We start from the raw sequence: 17,884 nt of genomic DNA on the forward strand, positions 1-17,884 counted from the left end.
GCGAATGACCATGAGTCTAGGGATCGTTAATCAGTTGTCGGCCGCCAGGCGCTTCGCCCAAGATGGCGGCCATGGCAACCACACGACGAGCCGACATGTTCACCGCGGACGGCAAGCCATCCGACGACGACCCACGTGAGAACGGGCCAACGCTGGGCGACGAGCGCACCACGCTGATCGAAAACCTGCGCTGCGCACGCCTCACCTTGGAGATGAAATGCGCGGATCTCGACGCGGAGGCCATGGCGCGGCGGTCCGTTGAGCCGTCGACGATGTCGCTCCTGGGCCTGGTGCGGCACCTGGCCGAGGTGGAGCGTGGGACGTTCCGGGTGCTGATGGCCGGACAGGACGTCCCCAAGCTGTTCACCTCCGAGACCGACCGCGACGGTGACTTCGACGGTGCTGTCGCCGACCCCAAGGTCGTGGCGGAGGCGTGGGAGGCATGGCGTGCGGAGGTGGACTTCGCCGAGCGGTTCATGGCCGAGGCGCCCAGTCTCGACATCACCGCCGACGATGCCGCGAATCTGCATGGCAGCGGTGGAGGGCTGATGTCGCTGCGCGAGGCGGCGCTCGGAATGATCTGGGAGTACGCCCGACACATGGGTCATGCCGACCTGCTGCGCGAGCGCATCGACGGCCGCATAGGTCAGTAATCAGGTGCTCAGCGGTCGCCTGGTCATGCTCGGGTCAGTACGTCTTCCAACGGCGTCCATGCCAACCCGTGGGCCTCCGCCACCGGCCGGCTGGTCAGGCGGCCCTCGTGCGTGCTCAGCCCCAGCGCGAGCGCCCGGTCCTGGCGCATGGCCGGTGCCCAGCCCCGGTCGGCGATGGCCAGGGCGTACGGGAGCGTGACGTTCGTCAGGGCGAACGTCGAGGTGTACGGGACCGCGCCCGGCATGTTGGCCACGCAGTAGAAGACCGACTCGTGCACCTGGTACGTCGGCTCCGCGTGCGTGGTGGGCCGGGAGTCCTCGAAGCAGCCGCCCTGGTCGATCGAGATGTCGACCAGCACGGAGCCGGGCTTCATCCGGCTGACGAGCTCGTTGGTCACCAGCTTGGGCGCCTTCGCGCCGGGCACCAGGACCGCGCCGATGACCAGATCGGCCTCGCGTACGGCGCTCTCGATCTCCAGGGTGTTGGAGGCGACCGTCTGGCAGTGGCCCTGGTAGATCATGTCGGCCTGGCGGAGTTTGTCGATGTTCTTGTCGAGGAGGAGCACCTCGGCCTGCATGCCGAGCGCGATGGCGGCGGCGTTCATGCCCGACACGCCCGCGCCGATCACCACGACGTGGGCCGCGCGCACGCCTGACACGCCGCCCATCAGCACGCCTCTGCCGCCCTGCGAGCGCATCAGATGGTACGCGCCGACCTGAGGCGCGAGCCGTCCCGCGACCTCCGACATGGGGGCGAGCAGGGGGAGGGCGCCGTTCGGCGTCTGTACGGTCTCATAGGCGACCCCGGTGACGCCCGAGTCGAGCATCGCCTTGGTGCAGGCCCGGGAGGCGGCCAGATGGAGGTAGGTGAACAGGATCTGGCCCTTGCGCATCCGGTGGTATTCCTCGGCGATCGGCTCCTTCACCTTCAGCACCAGGTCGCTCTCGGCCCAGACGTCGTCGACCTGGTCGAGTATGACGGCACCGGCCGCCGCGAAGTCGGCGTCGGGGATCGACGAGCCGAGGCCCGCGTCGTGCTCGACGTGGACCTGGTGGCCGTGCCGTACCAGTTCGTGGACGCCCGCGGGGGTGAGCGCGACGCGGTATTCGTTGTCCTTGACCTCGCGGGGAACGCCGACCTTCATCGAGACTCCTTGAGCGTGGAAACCCCTGCCTTCAGGCGGCGTCACTTTCTTCTCGACCGCCGTAAGGATCCATCGACAATCTGCAGCCCTTTTCCCCATCTTCCCCATTTCTTGCTGGACGATGAGGATTGTTCGCCTGATTACCCCGCTACAGCCGGTCCTCGATAGGCTCACCCGCAGCCCGAACGTCAGGATGGGGTCGCCAACGATGGAGAAGCCGGAAGAGCCGCCACCCGCGGAGCCCGGAGAGCCCGGAGAACCCAAGGCCAGCAGATTCACCACCATCGTGTTGATCGTCTCGCTGGTGATCGTTGTGCTCATCTCCGGCGTGCTGGGGACGGTCGCCGTCCTGATGACCAGAAGCCCCGACGCGCCGCTCCTGGGGGGCGTCCCGCCGCTGCGGCTGGCGACGCCGATCCACTTCGCGCCGGTCAGAGACACCAAGCCGGCGCCGTGCCCGGGTGTCACGGCCGTGCTCGACAAGGAGCAGACCACCTGTTACCTGCTGGAGGACGGGGTCACGGTCAACGCCGTACAGCGGATCGAGGCCGTACGCGAGAAGGACGGCACCTATTCGGTGCGCATCGCGATCGCGCCCGCGTTCAAGCAGAAGGTGTCGGACCTCATTGACGAGCTGGTGACCGACCAGCGGCAGGTGGCGGTCGTCCAGGTGCCCAAGACCGTTGTGGCAGCACCGATCGTCACGCAGCCCATGGACGGCGACAGCCTGAGCATCGTGGGCTTCGACAAGGCGGCGGCCGAGGCCCTGGCCGCGAGCCTGCTCGGCTCCACGCCGTCGCCCGGAGCGCCGACCGGCGGAGCGCCGACCAACGGAGGGCCGACCGACGCCGCCCCGACCGCAGGGGTACCGACGGGTGGAGCGCCAACGGGTGGAGCGCCAACGGGTGGAGCCCCAACGGGTGGAGCGCCGACCGGTGGAGCGCCGACCACCACGGGCCAGGCCCCCCCGGGCACGACGGGCACGACGGGCACGACGGGTACGACGGGCGTGCCCAACGCGGGAGCGCCGACATCAGGCGCCTCGGCCCCGGCCAGCCGTGCCACCTCTCCCGTCCGGGGCAGCCTGGACCCCCACTACGCGAGCTGCAAGGCGGCCGTCGCCGCCGGCGACGGCCCGTACACCAAGGGCGTCCACCCCGAGTACGCCTGGTACCCCGACCTCGACAAGAACAACGTGGCCTGCAACACCGCCGACATCCGCTGACAGCCGACCAAGCAGCTACCCGAACAGCTCCTCCAGCGCGGTGATCCCGAAATAGGCCAGGAAGATCAGCGAGACCACCCACAGCAGCCACGGAATCTCCCCGAACTTCCCCCGAGCCGCCTTGATCAGCGTGTACGAGATCACCCCGGCCCCCACCCCGTTCGTGATCGAGTACGTGAACGGCATCAGCGCGATCGTCAGGAACGCGGGCACCGCCAGCTCCAGATCCTCCCAGGGCACGTTCCTGCTCTGCGTCATCATCAGCGCCCCGACCAGCACCAGCGCGGGTGCCGCCGCGGCCGCGGGCACCATCCCGGCCAGTGGCGTGAACAGCAGGGCCAGGCCCAGCAGCGCCCCGGTCACCACACTGGCCAGCCCGGTCCTGGCCCCCTCGCCCACGCCGGCGGCCGACTCGACGAAGACGGTGTTGGCCGACGAACTGCTCGCCCCGCCGATCATGCCCGCGACGCCGTCCACGGTCAGGATCGCGCCCAGCCGCGGCACCCGCCCCTGCTCGTCCACCAGCCCGGCCTCGTCGCTGACGCCGATGATCGTGCCCATCGCGTCGAAGAACCCGGACAGAATCAGCGTGAACAGCACCACGGCCGCCGTCAGCGCCCCCGCGCTCACGAACCCGCCGAACAGATCGAACCGTCCCACCAGCCCGAAGTCGGGCGCCGCGACCAGCGACTTCGGCACCCGGGGTGTCACCACGCCCCAGGTCTTGGGGTCGATGGAGGCCAGTGAATTCACGACCACGGCCAGGACAGTAGTCACCGCGATGCTGATGAGGATGGCCGCCGGAGTCCGGCGTACGTACAGGACGATCATCAGGAGCAGCCCGAAGCAGAACACCGTGACCGGCCAGCCCGCCAGGTGCCCGGTCGCGCCGAGCTGCACGGGCGTGCCGGATCCCGCCGCCACGAAGCCCGCGTCGACCAGGCCGATCAGCGCGATGAACAGCCCGATCCCCACGCTGATCGCGTGCTTGAGCGCCAGCGGGATCGCGTTCATGATCAGGGTACGCAGGCCCGTCACGGCCAGGATGACGATCGCGAGTCCTTCGAGGACGACCAGGCCCATCGCCTGGGCCCAGGTCATGTGGGGCGCGGCCTGGTAGGCCACGACCGCGTTCAGGCCGAGCCCGGCCGCCAGCCCGAACGGCGCGTTGCCGATGAAGGCCATGAGCAGCGTCGAGACGGCCGCCGCCAAGGCGGTCGAGGTGGTGAGCTGGACGATCGAGAGCCTGGCGCCGGTGACGTCACGGGCCCCGGCCAGGATGATCGGGTTGAGCAGGATGATGTAGGCCATCGCCATGAATGTGGTGATGCCGCCGCGCACCTCGCGCCCGGCCGTCGTCGACCGGCCGGAGAGCTCGAAGAACCTGTCGAGCACGGCCATTCCCCCTCGCGATCAAGGGGGAGTGCCGGGTGCCTTACCCGGCCGGGTGCGTGATCATCCCTCCGGCCGGTCCCACAAGGCGCCGATCACGCCTCGCAAGGCGCCGATCATGCCTCGTGCTTGCCACCGCCCACCAGGCCGATGAACTCCTCCAGGCCGATCCGGCCGTCGCCGTCCTTGTCGATGGCGTCGATGAACGCGCTGATCTCCGCGTCGGTGACGCCGTGCCCGCCGAGGGCCGCGTTGACCTGCCTGATCTCGCTGGTCGACAGCAGGCCGTCACCGTCGGTGTCGTACCGCTCGAACTCCGCCTTGGCCGCGTCACGTGCGCTGGTCATCGGATTCCTCCCCGTAGTCGATCCGCCCATTAACCAAGGCGATATCTTCCGGTCTGATGGGAACGCGCGTCAACCGCAGTCCGGTCGCCGCCCGCACCGCCGCCGCGATGGCGGGCGTGGACGAGAGCGTGGGCGGCTCACCCGCGCCCCGCAGCCCGTACGGGGCGTTGGGGTCGGGATTTTCCAGGATCTTCAGCGCCATCGGCGGCATGTCGAGAATGGTGGGAATCAGGTAGTCGGTGAACGACGGATTCAGCAGCCGCCCGTCACGCATCTGGATCTCCTCCATCAGCGCCAGCCCGAGTCCCTGCGCCGAGCCGCCGTGGATCTGGCCCTCCAGCGCCTGCGGGTTCATGATCCGTCCCACATCCTGTACGGCCGCCAGCTCGACCACCTTGACCAGGCCCAGCTCGACGTCCACGTCCACCACGGCCCGGTGTACGCACAGGGCGAGCTGGGTGTGCGAGTCACCCTGCCCGGTCTCGGGGTCCATCGGGAACGTGGGCCGGTGCCGATACTCCCGCGTCTCCTCGATCGTCCCGTACTTCTCCAGCGCCTCCCTGGCCGGCAGCCCCTCGAATCGCGCCCGAACGGCCTCGCAGGCCGCCTTCACCGCCCCGCCGGTGACGTACGACTGCCGCGAGGCCGACGATGAGCCCGCCGAGCCCACCGTGGTGTCGGCCGTCGCCACGGTCACGTTCTCGACGCCGAGCTCGGTCCTGGCGATCTGGGCCTGGATCGTCACCAGGCCCTGGCCGACCTCGGCCGCCGCGGTGTGCACGGTGACGTGCGGCTCGCCGCCGATCAGCTCGGCGCGGACCCGGGCCGTGGAGTAGTCGTCGAAGCCTTCGGAGAAGCAGATGTTCTTGATGCCCACGCCGTACCCGACGCCTCGCCGTACGGACTCGCCGTGGGTGGTCTGCGAGACGCCGCCCGGCAGCGTGCGCAGATCGGACTCCCGGGAGGGCGGCAGGGGCATCGCGGCCAGGTCGCGGAGCATGCCGGCCAGCGGCGCGGGGGAGTCGATGATCTGGCCGGTGACCAGGGACGAACCCTGCGACACCGCGTTGCGCACCCGGATCTCGACCGGCGACAGCCCGCACGCCTCGGCCAGGCGGTCCATCTGCGACTCGTACGCGTAGCACGCCTGCACCGCGCCGAACCCGCGCATCGCCCCGCACGGCGGGTTGTTGGTGTAGACGCCGGTGGCGTCGATGCGGACGTTCGGCACCTCGTACGGGCCGGCGCCGAGCGAGGCGGCGTTGCCGACGACGGCGGGGGAGGAGGAGCAGTACGCGCCGCCGTCGAGCAGGATGTCGGCCTTGACGTAGACGAGCTTGCCGTCACGAGTGGCGCCGTGCTCGTAGCGCATCCACGCGGGGTGACGGTGTACGTGGCCGTAGAACGACTCCTCGCGGTTGTAGACGATCTTCACGGGACGGTTCAGCCGGAGCGCCAGCATGCAGGCGTGCGCCTGCATCGACAGGTCCTCGCGGGCGCCGAACGCGCCGCCGACGCCCGACAGGGTCAGCCGTACCTTCTCCGGCGGCAGCCCGAGGCAGGGGGCGAGCTGGTCGCGGTCCACGTGCAGCCACTGGGTGGCGATGTACAGGTCCACGCCGCCGTCCTCGGCGGGGACGGCCAGGCCGGACTCGGGGCCGAGGAACGCCTGGTCCTGCATGCCGACCTCGTACTCGGCCGACACCACGACGTCCGCCTCGAAGGTGTCGCCCACCCGCACCGGCTGATGTCGTACGAAATTTCGGGACTCACGGGGGTCTGTCACGGCGGGACGGGGCTCGTACTCGACCACGATCGCCGCCGCGGCCCTGCGCGCGGTCTCCGGATGGTCGGCGGCCACCAGCGCGACCGGCTCGCCCTGATAGCGGACCTGGTCGATGGCCAGCACGGGCTGGTCCTTCAGCTCCAGGCCGTAGAACTTCTCGCCGGGCACGTCCTCGTGCGTCAGCACCGTGAACACCCCCGGCATCGCCAGCGCGGGCCCCACGTCGATCGAGCGGATCCACGCCGAGACGTGCGGGCTGCGCAGCGTCACGCCCCACGCCATGCCGTCGAGCCACAGGTCGGAGGCGTAGGCGAACTCGCCTGTCACCTTCAGTGTGGCGTCCGGCCGCCGGGCGCTCTCGCCCACGCCCATGGACTCGAGCGGCCGCGTCTCGCTCGACGTTTCGGTCATCTTCCGAGTAGAGCACCAGCGTGTCGGCGGTCCTATGCGTGTGACGTTAAATCCAGGTCAGAGCTTGGCGGGCCGACTTGTATATTCCTCCAAGTGCGCATCAGTGACCTGCTGGCCATCGGCGAGCTGCGCCTCAGGCTCCTGACCGGCGACCCGGCCACGGAGTTCACCGGCGTGCACATCACCGACCTGCCCGAGCCGGGGCGCTACCTGTCGGGCGGCGAGCTGGTGCTCACGGGGATGATGTGGCGCACCTCGCCGGACGACGCGGCCCCTTTCGTCGCCGCGCTGGCCGAGGCCGGGGTGGCCGCGCTCGGCGCGGGCCAGGCGTGGCTCGGCCACGTTCCGGAAGACCTCGTGGCGGCGTGCGCGGCGGCCGGGCTGACGCTCGTCGAGGTGCCCACCGAGACCTCGTTCCGTACGCTCGCGGAGCTCGTCGTGCCCCGCCTGTCCGGCGACGCGCGCGACGCGCTCGGCCGCCACCGCAGGCTGCTCACCGCGGTGGCCGAGGGCGCCGCGCTGCCCGAGCTGTTCGCGCTGACGGCCGCGGAGCTGGGCGTCACGGGCGCCGTCGTCTCCGCCTCCGGCCGGGTGATCGTGGGTTCCGCCGAGGATCCGGCACGGCTGGCCCGCGCGTACCTGACGGCGTCCCGGCTGCCCTGCCGCGTCGGCGAGCACACGATCTTCGGCGTCGGGCGCGGCCACCGGGCCGCGGGCTGGGTACTGGCCTGCGACGGCGACCTGCTGGACCGGCCCGACCTCGGCTACGAGCTGGCGGCCTGTGTCGCGGTCGAGCACAGCCGGATGGAGGAGGGGCGCCGGGTCGAACGGCGGCTGGCCGAGCAGCTCGTCACGGCCGCGCTGGCGGGGGCGGGCCCGGCCGAGCTGGACGCCAGGCTCCGCACCTGCGGGCTCGACGCCGCCGAGCCGTACGCGATCGTGAACGCCACCGTCCTCACGACGGGCCGGCCGGGCGATCCGGACGCGGCGACGTTGGGCGGGCAGGCCGTGGAGGAACTGCTGGACCGCGAGATCGTCGCCGCGGTACCGACGGAAGGCGCGGCACGGGCGAAAGGCGCGGTACAGACGGAAAGCGCGGCACGGGCGGAGGGTGCGGTACGGACCGACGGCGCGGTGGGGTTGGTGCCGCTGCGGGGCTCGACCGTGAGCGGGGTGGCCGAGCGGCTGAGCGCCGGGGCGGAGGTGCTGTCCGCGCTGCCCGGCACGCGCGTCTGCGTCGGACTGAGCGGCGCGCTCACCGGCGCGGCGGCCGTGAAGGGCGGGGTCGAGGAGGCCGGGCACGCCCGGCGGCTGGCGGAGGTGCGCGGCGGCGGAGTGGTGACCAGCGATGAGATCTACACGCACGCCCTGTTGCTGGCCACCGCCCCCGGCGATGTGCGCCGCTCCTTCGCCGATCGGCTGCTGACGCCGCTACTCGACTATGACGGGCGGCACCAGTCAGAGCTGGTGCGGACGCTTGGCACGTTCCTCGACTGTGCCGGCTCGTGGAACGCGTGCGCGGAGCGGATGCACGTGCACGTCAACACGGTTCGATACCGGATCAGGAGGGTGGAGGAGCTGACCGGCCGCGACCTGTCGACGATGACGGATCGGGTCGATTTTTTTCTGGCGCTCCGGGCACGCTGAGGGATCCGCGGCCTGGAGAGCGGTTCGGGCGGCCTAACTAGAGGTGGCTAGCAGCACGCAATGACATCAAATGCGATGCTGGGCGCCACTTCGGCCTCCGCAGTCGTAACATTGGTGGCTGCGACCAAAACAGTCGCAATCAGTGCTGACAGGATAAGACGCTTGCGCATCTAGGGCTCCCTCGCCTATATGGGTTGTGCGTTTGTCATCATCTCAAGGAGCGGCGACTGTGACCACATCTGACCTGGTCGGACTCCGTATTAAGACCGTTCGGCGACAGCGTGGCCTGTCTCAGGCCCAACTCGCGCATCCCGAACTCTCGGACAGCTACGTCTCCTTGATCGAGAGTGGCAAGCGTACCCCGACTCCTGCCGTCCTGGAACTGCTGGCCCAGAAGCTGGACTGCTCGTTGTCCTACTTGGTCAACGGCGTAACCGCAGAGCAGATGGAGGATATCGAGCTCGCACTCGGCTACGCGCGGCTGGCCCTGGAGAACGGTGAGGTCACCGAGGCCCGCACCCGCTTCGCCGAGCTGATGGCGAACAATAACCTGACAGGTCTGACGTCTCTCCGTCAAGACACCGAATTCGGACTTGCCCTGGCCACCGAGGCCTGCGGCGACCACAGCGGCGCCATCGCTCTCCTCGATCGGCTGAGCGAGGAGGACATCTCACCCGACCGCCGCATCGAGGTCTCCATCGCGCTGTGCCGCCTCTATATGAGGAGCGACAGGCTCACCGAGGCCGTCGGCATCGGCGAGCGGGTCCTGGGCGGGGCGAGCCGGCCGGCGTGGTCCGACCTGATCATCGAGCTCGGCGCGACCCTGCTGAACGTCTACCTGAAGCGCGGCGACCTCCTGCGCGCCCGCCAGTTCGCCGCCGAGCTGCTGAACGCCGCCGACCTGCTCGGCACGCCGCGATCCATGGTCGCCGCCTGCTGGAACGCCGCCATCGTGGCCGAGAGCACCGGGCATGGTGAGGAGGCCCTCGGCTTCGCCGAGCGCGCTCTGGCCGTCCAGTCCGAGACCGGCCAGCCGCGCAACCTCGCCAGGATGCGCCAGGCGTACGCGGCGCTGATGCTCAGGGCCAGGCCGTCGGCGGCCAAGGAGGCCCGTCAGCTGCTCCTCAAGGCCGACCACGAGCTGGCCCAGTCCTCCGCCAGCACCGCCGACCGGGCCAGCTGCCTGGTGGAGCTGGCCCGCGCCGAGATCCTGGACGGCAACTACGAGCAGGCCATCAGATACGCGCGATCCGGTACGGAGCTGCTGCCCGAGTCCGCCAGGACGCTCGACGCCGAGCTGCGTCTCGTGCTCAGCCGCACCTACGGCGGCCTGGGCAGGTTCGGTGAGGCCACCAACGAGCTCGAGGCCGTGCGCCAGTGGATCGACCCGCTGCCGGACTCCCGTAGCGTGGCCGCCACCTGGTACGCCGCCGCCGAGACCATGGAGCAGCTGGGCGAGGCCGACAACGCCGTGAAGGCCTACCAGCGCGCGCTGGCCTGCGCGGGCCTGTAGCGGGGTCAGGACCGGGCGGCGGCGTCGGTAGCCTTGGGGATGTCATGAAGAGATCCCCGTTCGCGGCTCTCACCGCGTTCCTCGCCGCCCTGGTCCTGCTGGGCACCGCCGGACCGGCCCTGGCTCACGACGCTCTCAAGAGCAGTGACCCGGCCAAGGGCGCCACGGTCGAGTCCGTCGACGAAGTCAAGCTCGAGTTCACCTCGGGCGTGCGCATCCCGGTCGTGGTCGTCCGCGGCGCGGAAGGCACCGCTCACCAGAGCGGCGACCCCCGGGCCGACGGCAAGGTGGTGACGCAGGAGCTCAAGGGCGCGTTGCCCGATGGGAAATACACGATCGCCTACCGCGTCGTCTCCTCCGACGGGCACCCGATCGAGGGCGAGATCCCGTTCACGGTCAAGGGGGCGCCTTCGCCGTCGCCCTCGCCGAGCGCGCCGCCACCGAGCGCGCAGTCGCAGGCGCCCGTCACCGAGGCTCCGGTAGCCCAAACCCAGGCCCAGGCTCCGGCTTCTGCCGTGCCGGCCGATCAGGCGGGGGCCGCCTCGACGTCGTTCCCCGTGTGGCTGATCGTCGTGGTCGGCGCGCTCGTCGGCATCGGCATCGGCTTCCTGCTCAGCGCGCGGCAGAAGCGGCCGAGCGGGCCGCCCACACAACCGCCCACAGACGAGAAGAAGCCGTGACCAGGGCCGCGCGTCTCGCGCTCGCGGCGGTGGGGGCGGCGCTCGTCGCCCTGGTGATCGCCATGGTCGCCGGCGGCGCGGCGTTCCCCCGGATCATCGCCGGCCTGCCCGACGCCGGGCCGATCACCCGATGGGGGCTGCCGGTCTCCAAGCTGTGGATGGACGCGGCCGGCGTGGTCACCATCGGCCTGCTGCTGACCGCCGCCCTCCTGCTGCCCAACGACAAGGGCCTGCTGGGCAAGACCGCGCTCGGCTACGTCAAGGCCGCCTCCTGGAGCGCGCTGTCCTGGGCCGCCGCCGCGTTCGCCGCGATCATGTTCGGGGCGGCCGACTTCTTCGCCCGCCCGGTCACCGAGATCTTCGAATCCAACTACCTGACCGGCTTCGCCACCCAGTTCGGCCAGGGCATCGCGCTGACGCTCGTAGTGCTGTTCGGGGTGGCCATCGCGCTGTTCTCGCGCGGTGCCATCACCGCCGGGGCCGCGGCCGGCCTGCTGGTGCTCGCGCTGGCCACGCTGCTGCCGCCCGCGCTCACCGGTCACTCCTCCTCCTCGCCCAACCACGACCTGGCCACCTCGGGGCTGGCGCTGCACCTGCTCACGCTGTCGCTGTGGGTGGGCGGCCTCGCCGTGGTGGCCCTGCACGCCGTACGGAAGCTGCCGCAGCTGGAGATCGCCGCGGCCAGGTTCTCCAGGCTCGCCCTGTGGTGCTACATCGGGGTCGGCGCGTCCGGGGTGTTCAGCGTGCTCGCCCGGCTGACCTCGGTCTCCGATCTCTGGACGTCGGCGTACGGCGTGCTGATCGTGGCGAAGATCATCGCGTTCGTCCTGCTCGGCTACGTGGGCTGGTGGCACCGGCAGCGCACCCTGGCCGGGATGGGCGCCGGCCGCCATGGCGCGTTCACCCGGCTGGCCTGCGGTGAGCTGTTGCTCATGGCCGCCACCATGGGCCTGGCCGTCGTGCTCTCCCGCACCGCGCCGCCGCCGGTCAGCGTGCCCGCCGACCGGGCCTTCGACCTGCTCGGGTTCCCGATGCCGCCGCCGATCACGATCGGCAACCTGGCCTCGCTGTGGTGGCTCGACCTGTTCTTCGCGGTGGTCGCCGCCGCCCTGGGCGGCCTCTACGCCGCCGGGGTCATCAGGCTGATGCGGCGCGGCGACAGCTGGTCGTGGGGCCGCACCGCCGCCTGGTTCGGCGGGGTGGCGCTGCTGGTCGTGGCCACCCAGAGCGGTATGGCCCGCTACGCCAAGGTCATGTTCGACGTGCACATGGTCGAGCACATGACGCTCGCCATGGTCGTGCCCATCCTCCTGGTCCTCGGCGGTCCCGTCACGCTGGCGCTGCGCGCGCTCAGGCCGGCCGCCAAGCGCGGTGACCGGGGGCCGCGCGAGTGGCTGACGACGATCCTGCACAGCGGGTTCGTCAAGGTCGTCGGCCATCCGGGCATCGCGACGGCGATCTTCATCGCCTCGACGTACGCGCTGTACTTCACGCCGCTGTTCGAGTCGGCCATGGAGGAACACCTCGGGCACATCTTCATGACCCTGCACTTCCTGCTCAGCGGGTCGCTGTTCTTCTGGGCGATCATCGGGGTCGACCCGGCTCCGCACCGCCTGCCGTACGTGGGCAAGCTGCTGGTCCTGTTCGTCACGATGCCCTTCCACGCGTTCTTCGGCGTCGCGCTGATGATGACCGGCACCGTGCTGGCCTCCGGCTGGTACGACCAGCTCGGTCGTACGTGGGGCGGCCCGCTGCTGGAGGAGCAGCAGAACGGCGGCGCGATCGCCTGGGGGTTCGGCGAGATCCCGACCTTGATGGTGCTGCTGGCGATCGCCATGCAGTGGTACCAGGACGACGAGCGGCAGGCACGGCGGGCGGACCGCAAGGCCGACCGCGGCGGCGCGGGCGACCCCGAACTCGCCTCCTACAACGCCTACCTCGCCAAGCTCAACAGAAGTGACAGGGCCGAGTAGCCGTTCGGCCACGGCCTTCTATCCTCCCCCGCGCGTAACCGAACCGCCGGGTAGCCTTGCTCGCAGGGGAGACGGGCATAACCTCATGAGCTGTGTGCGTAAGGCCCGAGGGGGGAACTTCGCGCACGCGCATGGGACATCGGTATGGGGGCCGATGGGTGCCCCATGTGCTCAGAGAGGCGATCAGAGTTGTCGAAAGAGACGCGCATGCGCGGGGGGCAAAGCCTGGCGGAGACGCTGGAGACCTACTTGGCGGAGTGGTCGGAGCGCACGGGCATCGCCGTCGAGACGTGGGCGCTGCCCTCGACCGACGTGCCGTCCCGCATTGGGGCGGGCGTGCTGGCCGCCATGCGCGAGGCCCTCGGCAATGTCGAGGCGCACAGCGGCGCGAGCCTTGTCTCCGTCGCGGTGACCTCGGGCCGGGACGGCCTCCGGATGACGATCCGCGATCACGGCCGGGGCTTCACCACGCTCAGAGCGGGCCGCGGCATCGCGCGGATGCGGGCCACGTTCACCGAACTAGGCGGGAGCTTGTCGGTCACCGGGACGCAGGGCGAGGGCACCACCGTCAGCGGCGTGGTGCCTAGGCGAGGGTGAGGATCTCACTGCCCGTGTCGGTCACCACGATCGTGTGCTCGAACTGAGCCGTGCGCTTGCGGTCCTTGGTCACGGCGGTCCATTTGTCGGGCCAGATGTCGTAGTCGATCGTGCCCAGCGTCAGCATCGGCTCGATCGTGAACGTCATCCCCGGCACCAGTTCGACCCGCAGCGACGGGTCCTCGTAGTGCGGCACCATCAGGCCCGAGTGGAAGGTGGTGCCGATGCCGTGCCCGGTGAAGTCGCGCACCACCCCATAGCCGAACCGCTTGGCGTAGGCCTCGATGACCCGGCCCACCACGTTGAGCTGCCGGCCCGGCGCGACCGCCTTGATCGCCCGCATCATCGCCTCGCGGGTGCGCTCCACCAGCAGCCGTGACTCCTCGTCGACCTCGCCCACCAGGTAGGTGGCGTCGGTGTCGCCGTGGACGCCGCCGATGAAGGCGGTGATGTCGACGTTGACGATGTCGCCGTCGCGCAGCACGGTGTCGTCGGGGATGCCGTGGCAGATCACCTCGTTGATCGAGGTGCACAGCGACTTGGGGTAGCCCTTGTAGCCGAGCGTGCTCGGGTAGGCGCCGTGGTCGACAAGGAACTCGTGGCCGATCCGGTCCAGCTCGTCGGTCGTGACACCGGGCTGGATGTGCTTGGCGACCTCGGCCATCGCCTGCGCCGCGATCCGGCCGGCCACCCGCATCCGCTCGATCGTCTCCGGGGTCTTGACGTCGGATTCACCGGTCTTGGGACGCTTCTTGCCGACGTACTCCGGCCGCTGGATGTGCGCGGGGACCTTTCGAATGGGCGAAACTCGCCCTGGCTGGAGCAATGTCGTCATGAAAGGCAAGTCTACGGGGCAGGATTGATCCCGTGAGCGATGGCCAGTGGTGGTTCTGCCTCAAGCACATGCGCGTCGAGCCCGAACAGGGCTGCCCCAACAAGGACCGGATGGGCCCCTACGAGAGCGAGCAAGAGGCGGCCGGCGCCCTGCAGCGCGCCGCCGACCGCAACAAGGCGTGGGACGAGGCCGACGAGGACGAGGACTAGGCCGCAGATCCTACGTCCGGGCTCGCGGATCTACAGCGACGCGAGCGCCTTCGCCACGCCCGGGTCACGGCCGGTGGCCAGGTCAAGGGCGGTCATCGGGGCGTGGTGGTCGACCGGTACACCGATCGTGTCGATGATCTCGCGGGCGGGCCCGAGGTGCCGGACCTTGGGCAGCAGCAGGAGGCTGCCGTCGTCGAGGAGGTAGCCTTCGGCGGGGCCGGAGATGGCTCCCGCGGTGCGGGTCCCGATGAGGGTGCCCAGTCCGTTGTCCTTGACGGCCGCGCTGAAGTCCTCGCAGGCCGAGGCGCAGGCCCGGTCGGTCAGGACGACGAGGCGCAGGCCGAGCAGCGGGACGCTGTCGTCGGTCCGGTTGGGCACGCAGTCTCCCTGGAGCGGGCAGAAGTAGCTGGTCACCTTGCCGTGGGCGAAGGCGCCGAGCAGCCGCGTCACCTCACGGGGCGACCCGCCGCCGTTGCCGCGCAGGTCGAGGACCACCGCCTTCGGTTTGTCCTGGAGCTTGGCGATGACCTGGTCGGCGGCGCCTTCGAAGAACCCGGGGAGCTGGATGTACGCGACGCCGCCGGGAAGCGTCTTCGACGTCACCCCCGGAGGCTGCACCGTGACGGGGCCCTCCTTGAGATCGATGGTGCGGGTCCGTCCCGTCGTAGGGCGCTTGAGCGTGAGCGTTACCGTGTCGGCGGCGAAGGCGTTGACGATGCTCTGGTTCGCGGTGTCCCCGATGAACGCCGGCATGCCGTTGACCTTGACGATGATGTCGCCGGGCCTGATGTCGGCCTTGGCGGCGGGGCTGCCGGGCAGGACGCGGGTGATGAACAACGGCGGCTTGGCCGCCGGGTCGAGCTGCGGGCCCTGCGCGGCTGACACGCCCACGATGCCCGTTCCGGTCGGCCCCCCTTCCGGCGGGGGAGTCGGCCGGACCGCGCGGGCATGGTTGTCGTGCAGTCCGGTGATCATCCCGGTGATCGCGGCGCGCAGCGCGGACACGTCACCGGTCCCGAGGACTTGCGCGAAGGCGGCCCAGTCGGTGTCGCGGTCGCCGGTCAGTTCGGGCAGCCGGAGGTCGGCCCGGTCGGCGTCGCGCCGCATCAGGTCCTGGGTGTAGGCGGCGAAAGCGCTCTTCAGCAGGGCCTTCGGATCCATGGCCGGACCGCTGTAGTAATGGTCCAGCACACAGAAGTACGCCTGACGGAGAGTGTTCACCGAGGTGGGTGGCGCCGATTGCGGCGGTGGCGACGTGGCGGCGGCGCAGCGGTCGTCTGAGGCGGCGGCCGGCGAGGACGCGGGCGCGGCCAGGGCGCAGGCCGCCGTCAGCACGGCGGTGCAGAGGAGTCTGATCATGGCCGCCAGCGTGACGGGAAGCGGATTGCACGGCCGTGAACGGATCCGTTAACGCCGCTGTTACCCCGATTCGGGTACGAACGTCGACATGCGGGTGCTGGTGGCCGAAGACGAACGCGATCTGGCCGATCTCGTGGCGGTGGGGTTGCGCCGCCACGCCATGGCCGTCGACGTGGTGTACGACGGGGCCGCCGCGGCGGAGCGGCTGGCGGTGAGCGACTACGACGTCCTCGTACTGGACCGGGACCTGCCCGGGATGCACGGTGACCTCGTGTGCCGTGAGCTGGTGGCGCGCGGCAGCCGTACGCGGATCCTGATGATGACGGCGGCCGCGGCGGTGCCGGAGCGGGTGGCCGGTCTCGGGATGGGGGCCGACGACTACCTGCCCAAGCCGTTCGACTACGCCGAGCTGGTCGCCCGGGTGCGGGCGCTGGGGCGGCGCAGCCAGGCGCAGGTGCCGCCGGTGCTGACGCGGCACGGGATCGTGCTCGACGCCCACCGGCTGCAGGCCTCGCGGGACGGGCGGCATCTGCACCTGTCGCTCAAGGAGTTCGCCGTCCTTGAGGTGCTGATGAGGGCGGACGGCGCGGTCGTGAGCTCTGAACGGCTGCTCGAAGAGGCGTGGGACGAGAACGTGGACCCGTTCACGACGGTGGTGCGGGTGGTGATCAGCCGCTTACGCGCGAAGCTGGGCGAACCGGCCTGCATCCAGACGGTTCCCGGCGCGGGATACGTGTTGTGACGACGGTCCGGGTACGGCTCACGCTGATCTACTCCGGATTGTTCCTGCTGACCTCGACCGTGCTGCTGATCACGGTCAACCTGCTGCTGAGCCAGGCGCTGCACAGGGGGATCTCGCGGATCCAGGGGGCGCCGGTGGCGCCACTGGCGCCGCTGCGGAAAGTGCCGGCCGATCCGCCGCCGGTGCTGCCCGATCTGGTGGACGACGTGATCCAGTACCAGTGGGGGGTGACCGAGCTGACGGTCGGGCTCCTGACGGTGGTGTCAGTGGTCGTCGGCTGGCTGGTCGCCGGGCGGATCCTGCGGCCCGTCCACCGGATCACCGCGACCGCGCAGCGGCTGTCCATGTCGACCCTGCACGAACGCATCGCGCTCGTCGGGCCGAAGGACGAGCTGAAGGAACTGGCCGACACCTTCGACGCGATGCTCGACCGCCTCGAGCACTCCGTCGAGGCGCAGCGGCGCTTCATCGCGAACGCCTCCCACGAGCTGCGGACCCCGCTGGCCGTCCAGCGAGCGGCGATCGAGATCGGCCTGCCCGAGAACGTCGGCGAGATCCGCGACAAGCTCCTGTTCCACAACCGACGTACCGAGAGCCTCATCGGCGCCCTGCTGGTCCTCGCCCAAGCGGAACACGGCCTGGAGCAGCGGCTCCCGGTGGCCCTGGACGAGGTGGTGAGAGTGGTCCTGGCCGAAGGGAACGCGGACGGCCTCACCGTGACCACCCGGATCGAACCGCTCACCGTCGATGGGGATCCGATCCTGCTGAACCGGCTCGTCACCAACCTCCTCGACAACGCGGTCCGCTACAACCATCCCGGCGGCAGTGTCGAGTTGACGCTCTTCGACAGAGCTCTGACTGTCCGGAACACCGGCCCGGACGTGCCGGGCGAGCGTGTGGACGACCTCTTCGAGCCCTTCCGGCGGCTCCACACGACCCGTGAGCAGGGTGCCGGACTCGGGTTGTCGATCGTCGCGTCGATCGCGAAGGCACACGAGGCGGGCGTACGGGCATGCCCCAACCCCGGGGGCGGCCTGGAGGTCGTGGTCGTCTTCTGAGCGGCTCGGGTTGTGCCGCTGTCACGGGCAAGACCGATTCCCTGTGACTCCAATTCGCCTGGGGCGGACAAACGCCCCCAAATAAATCAACTCTTTATCGGACAAGCATCCTCAAAATGCTTGTATGGGGCGCGTAAGGTCTCGAATTAAAACGCTGACGGTGATCAACCATAAAGCGCCGAGCGAAACTCGGGGCTAGTCATCGGCCGACGTCGGGGTAGAAAGTTCGAGGCGGCGAAAGGGGGGCTGCTTTGAGATAGAAATTGAGCCGTTTTCGCATCAGCCGCACAGCGGCAAGGAGAACACTCTTCC

The 17,884-nt window shown here is 70.0% G+C and carries 16 protein-coding genes; 10 read left to right on the forward strand and 6 right to left on the reverse strand.

From position 1 onward, the window contains the following. Positions 1-71: 71 nt before the first annotated feature. The gene (locus AB0J16_RS43385) at positions 72-653 is read left to right on the forward strand and encodes a DinB family protein (protein WP_358551081.1); all 582 of its coding nucleotides are present in this window, start codon (positions 72-74) and stop codon (positions 651-653) included. Positions 654-676: 23 nt separating this feature from the next. On the opposite strand, the gene ald is transcribed toward AB0J16_RS43385, so the two are convergent. Then, entirely contained in the window at positions 677-1,798 is a 1,122-nt protein-coding gene (ald, locus tag AB0J16_RS43390; protein WP_358551083.1) for an alanine dehydrogenase, read from the reverse strand. 208 nt (positions 1,799-2,006) lie between these two features. On the opposite strand from ald, the gene AB0J16_RS43395 reads away from it, so the two are divergent. Next, complete coding sequence (locus AB0J16_RS43395; protein ID WP_358551085.1) at positions 2,007-3,023, forward strand: excalibur calcium-binding domain-containing protein; 1,017 nt, start codon at positions 2,007-2,009, stop codon at positions 3,021-3,023. A 15-nt stretch (positions 3,024-3,038) separates the two neighbouring features. Here AB0J16_RS43395 and AB0J16_RS43400 read toward each other — a convergent pair whose 3' ends face one another. From AB0J16_RS43400 to AB0J16_RS43410, 3 genes are all read right to left on the reverse strand, one after another. Continuing rightward, positions 3,039-4,424, reverse strand: a complete 1,386-nt coding sequence (locus AB0J16_RS43400) for an NCS2 family permease (protein ID WP_358551087.1) — start codon at positions 4,422-4,424, stop codon at positions 3,039-3,041. A 107-nt stretch (positions 4,425-4,531) separates the two neighbouring features. After that, positions 4,532-4,762, reverse strand: coding sequence for an EF-hand domain-containing protein (locus AB0J16_RS43405; protein WP_358551089.1), 231 nt, complete (start codon positions 4,760-4,762; stop codon positions 4,532-4,534). Beyond that, positions 4,746-6,959, reverse strand: a complete 2,214-nt coding sequence (locus AB0J16_RS43410) for a molybdopterin cofactor-binding domain-containing protein (protein ID WP_358551091.1) — start codon at positions 6,957-6,959, stop codon at positions 4,746-4,748. The genes AB0J16_RS43405 and AB0J16_RS43410 overlap by 17 nt, the downstream gene beginning before the upstream one ends. A gap of 93 nt (positions 6,960-7,052) precedes the next feature. Here AB0J16_RS43410 and AB0J16_RS43415 point away from each other — a divergent pair, with 93 nt between their 5' ends. From AB0J16_RS43415 to AB0J16_RS43435, 5 genes are all read left to right on the forward strand, one after another. Continuing rightward, a complete protein-coding gene (locus tag AB0J16_RS43415; protein ID WP_358551093.1) occupies positions 7,053-8,606 on the forward strand; it encodes a helix-turn-helix domain-containing protein in 1,554 nt (517 codons plus the stop codon). A 229-nt stretch (positions 8,607-8,835) separates the two neighbouring features. Further along, positions 8,836-10,119, forward strand: coding sequence for a helix-turn-helix domain-containing protein (locus AB0J16_RS43420; protein WP_358551095.1), 1,284 nt, complete (start codon positions 8,836-8,838; stop codon positions 10,117-10,119). Between the two features lie 44 nt (positions 10,120-10,163). Beyond that, on the forward strand, positions 10,164-10,799 hold the full coding sequence (locus AB0J16_RS43425) for a copper resistance CopC family protein (protein WP_358551097.1): 636 nt from the start codon (positions 10,164-10,166) through the stop codon (positions 10,797-10,799). After that, entirely contained in the window at positions 10,796-12,772 is a 1,977-nt protein-coding gene (locus AB0J16_RS43430; protein WP_358551099.1) for a cytochrome c oxidase assembly protein, read from the forward strand. The genes AB0J16_RS43425 and AB0J16_RS43430 overlap by 4 nt, the downstream gene beginning before the upstream one ends. Positions 12,773-12,979: 207 nt before the next feature. Further along, positions 12,980-13,369 (forward strand): hypothetical protein, encoded by a 390-nt coding sequence (locus tag AB0J16_RS43435; protein WP_358551101.1) that lies wholly within the window; start codon positions 12,980-12,982, stop codon positions 13,367-13,369. Here AB0J16_RS43435 and map read toward each other — a convergent pair. Beyond that, positions 13,356-14,204, reverse strand: coding sequence for a type I methionyl aminopeptidase (gene map, locus AB0J16_RS43440; RefSeq protein ID WP_358551104.1), 849 nt, complete (start codon positions 14,202-14,204; stop codon positions 13,356-13,358). The genes AB0J16_RS43435 and map overlap by 14 nt on opposite strands. 32 nt (positions 14,205-14,236) lie before the next feature. Between map and AB0J16_RS43445 the strand changes: the two genes are divergently transcribed. Next, entirely contained in the window at positions 14,237-14,413 is a 177-nt protein-coding gene (locus tag AB0J16_RS43445) for a hypothetical protein (RefSeq protein ID WP_358450280.1), read from the forward strand. A gap of 30 nt (positions 14,414-14,443) precedes the next feature. Here the strand turns inward: AB0J16_RS43445 and AB0J16_RS43450 are convergent, their stop codons facing one another. Beyond that, a complete protein-coding gene (locus AB0J16_RS43450; RefSeq protein WP_358551106.1) occupies positions 14,444-15,772 on the reverse strand; it encodes a S41 family peptidase in 1,329 nt (442 codons plus the stop codon). Positions 15,773-15,860: 88 nt separating this feature from the next. Between AB0J16_RS43450 and AB0J16_RS43455 the strand changes: the two genes are divergently transcribed. Together AB0J16_RS43455 and AB0J16_RS43460 are read left to right on the forward strand one after the other, a co-directional pair. After that, positions 15,861-16,514 (forward strand): response regulator transcription factor, encoded by a 654-nt coding sequence (locus AB0J16_RS43455; RefSeq protein ID WP_358551108.1) that lies wholly within the window; start codon positions 15,861-15,863, stop codon positions 16,512-16,514. Then, positions 16,511-17,572, forward strand: a complete 1,062-nt coding sequence (locus tag AB0J16_RS43460) for an ATP-binding protein (protein ID WP_358551110.1) — start codon at positions 16,511-16,513, stop codon at positions 17,570-17,572. The genes AB0J16_RS43455 and AB0J16_RS43460 overlap by 4 nt, the downstream gene beginning before the upstream one ends. Positions 17,573-17,884 lie beyond the last annotated feature (312 nt).

This window comes from Nonomuraea sp. NPDC049750 (genome assembly GCF_040659625.1).
GTDB lineage: Bacteria > Actinomycetota > Actinomycetes > Streptosporangiales > Streptosporangiaceae > Nonomuraea.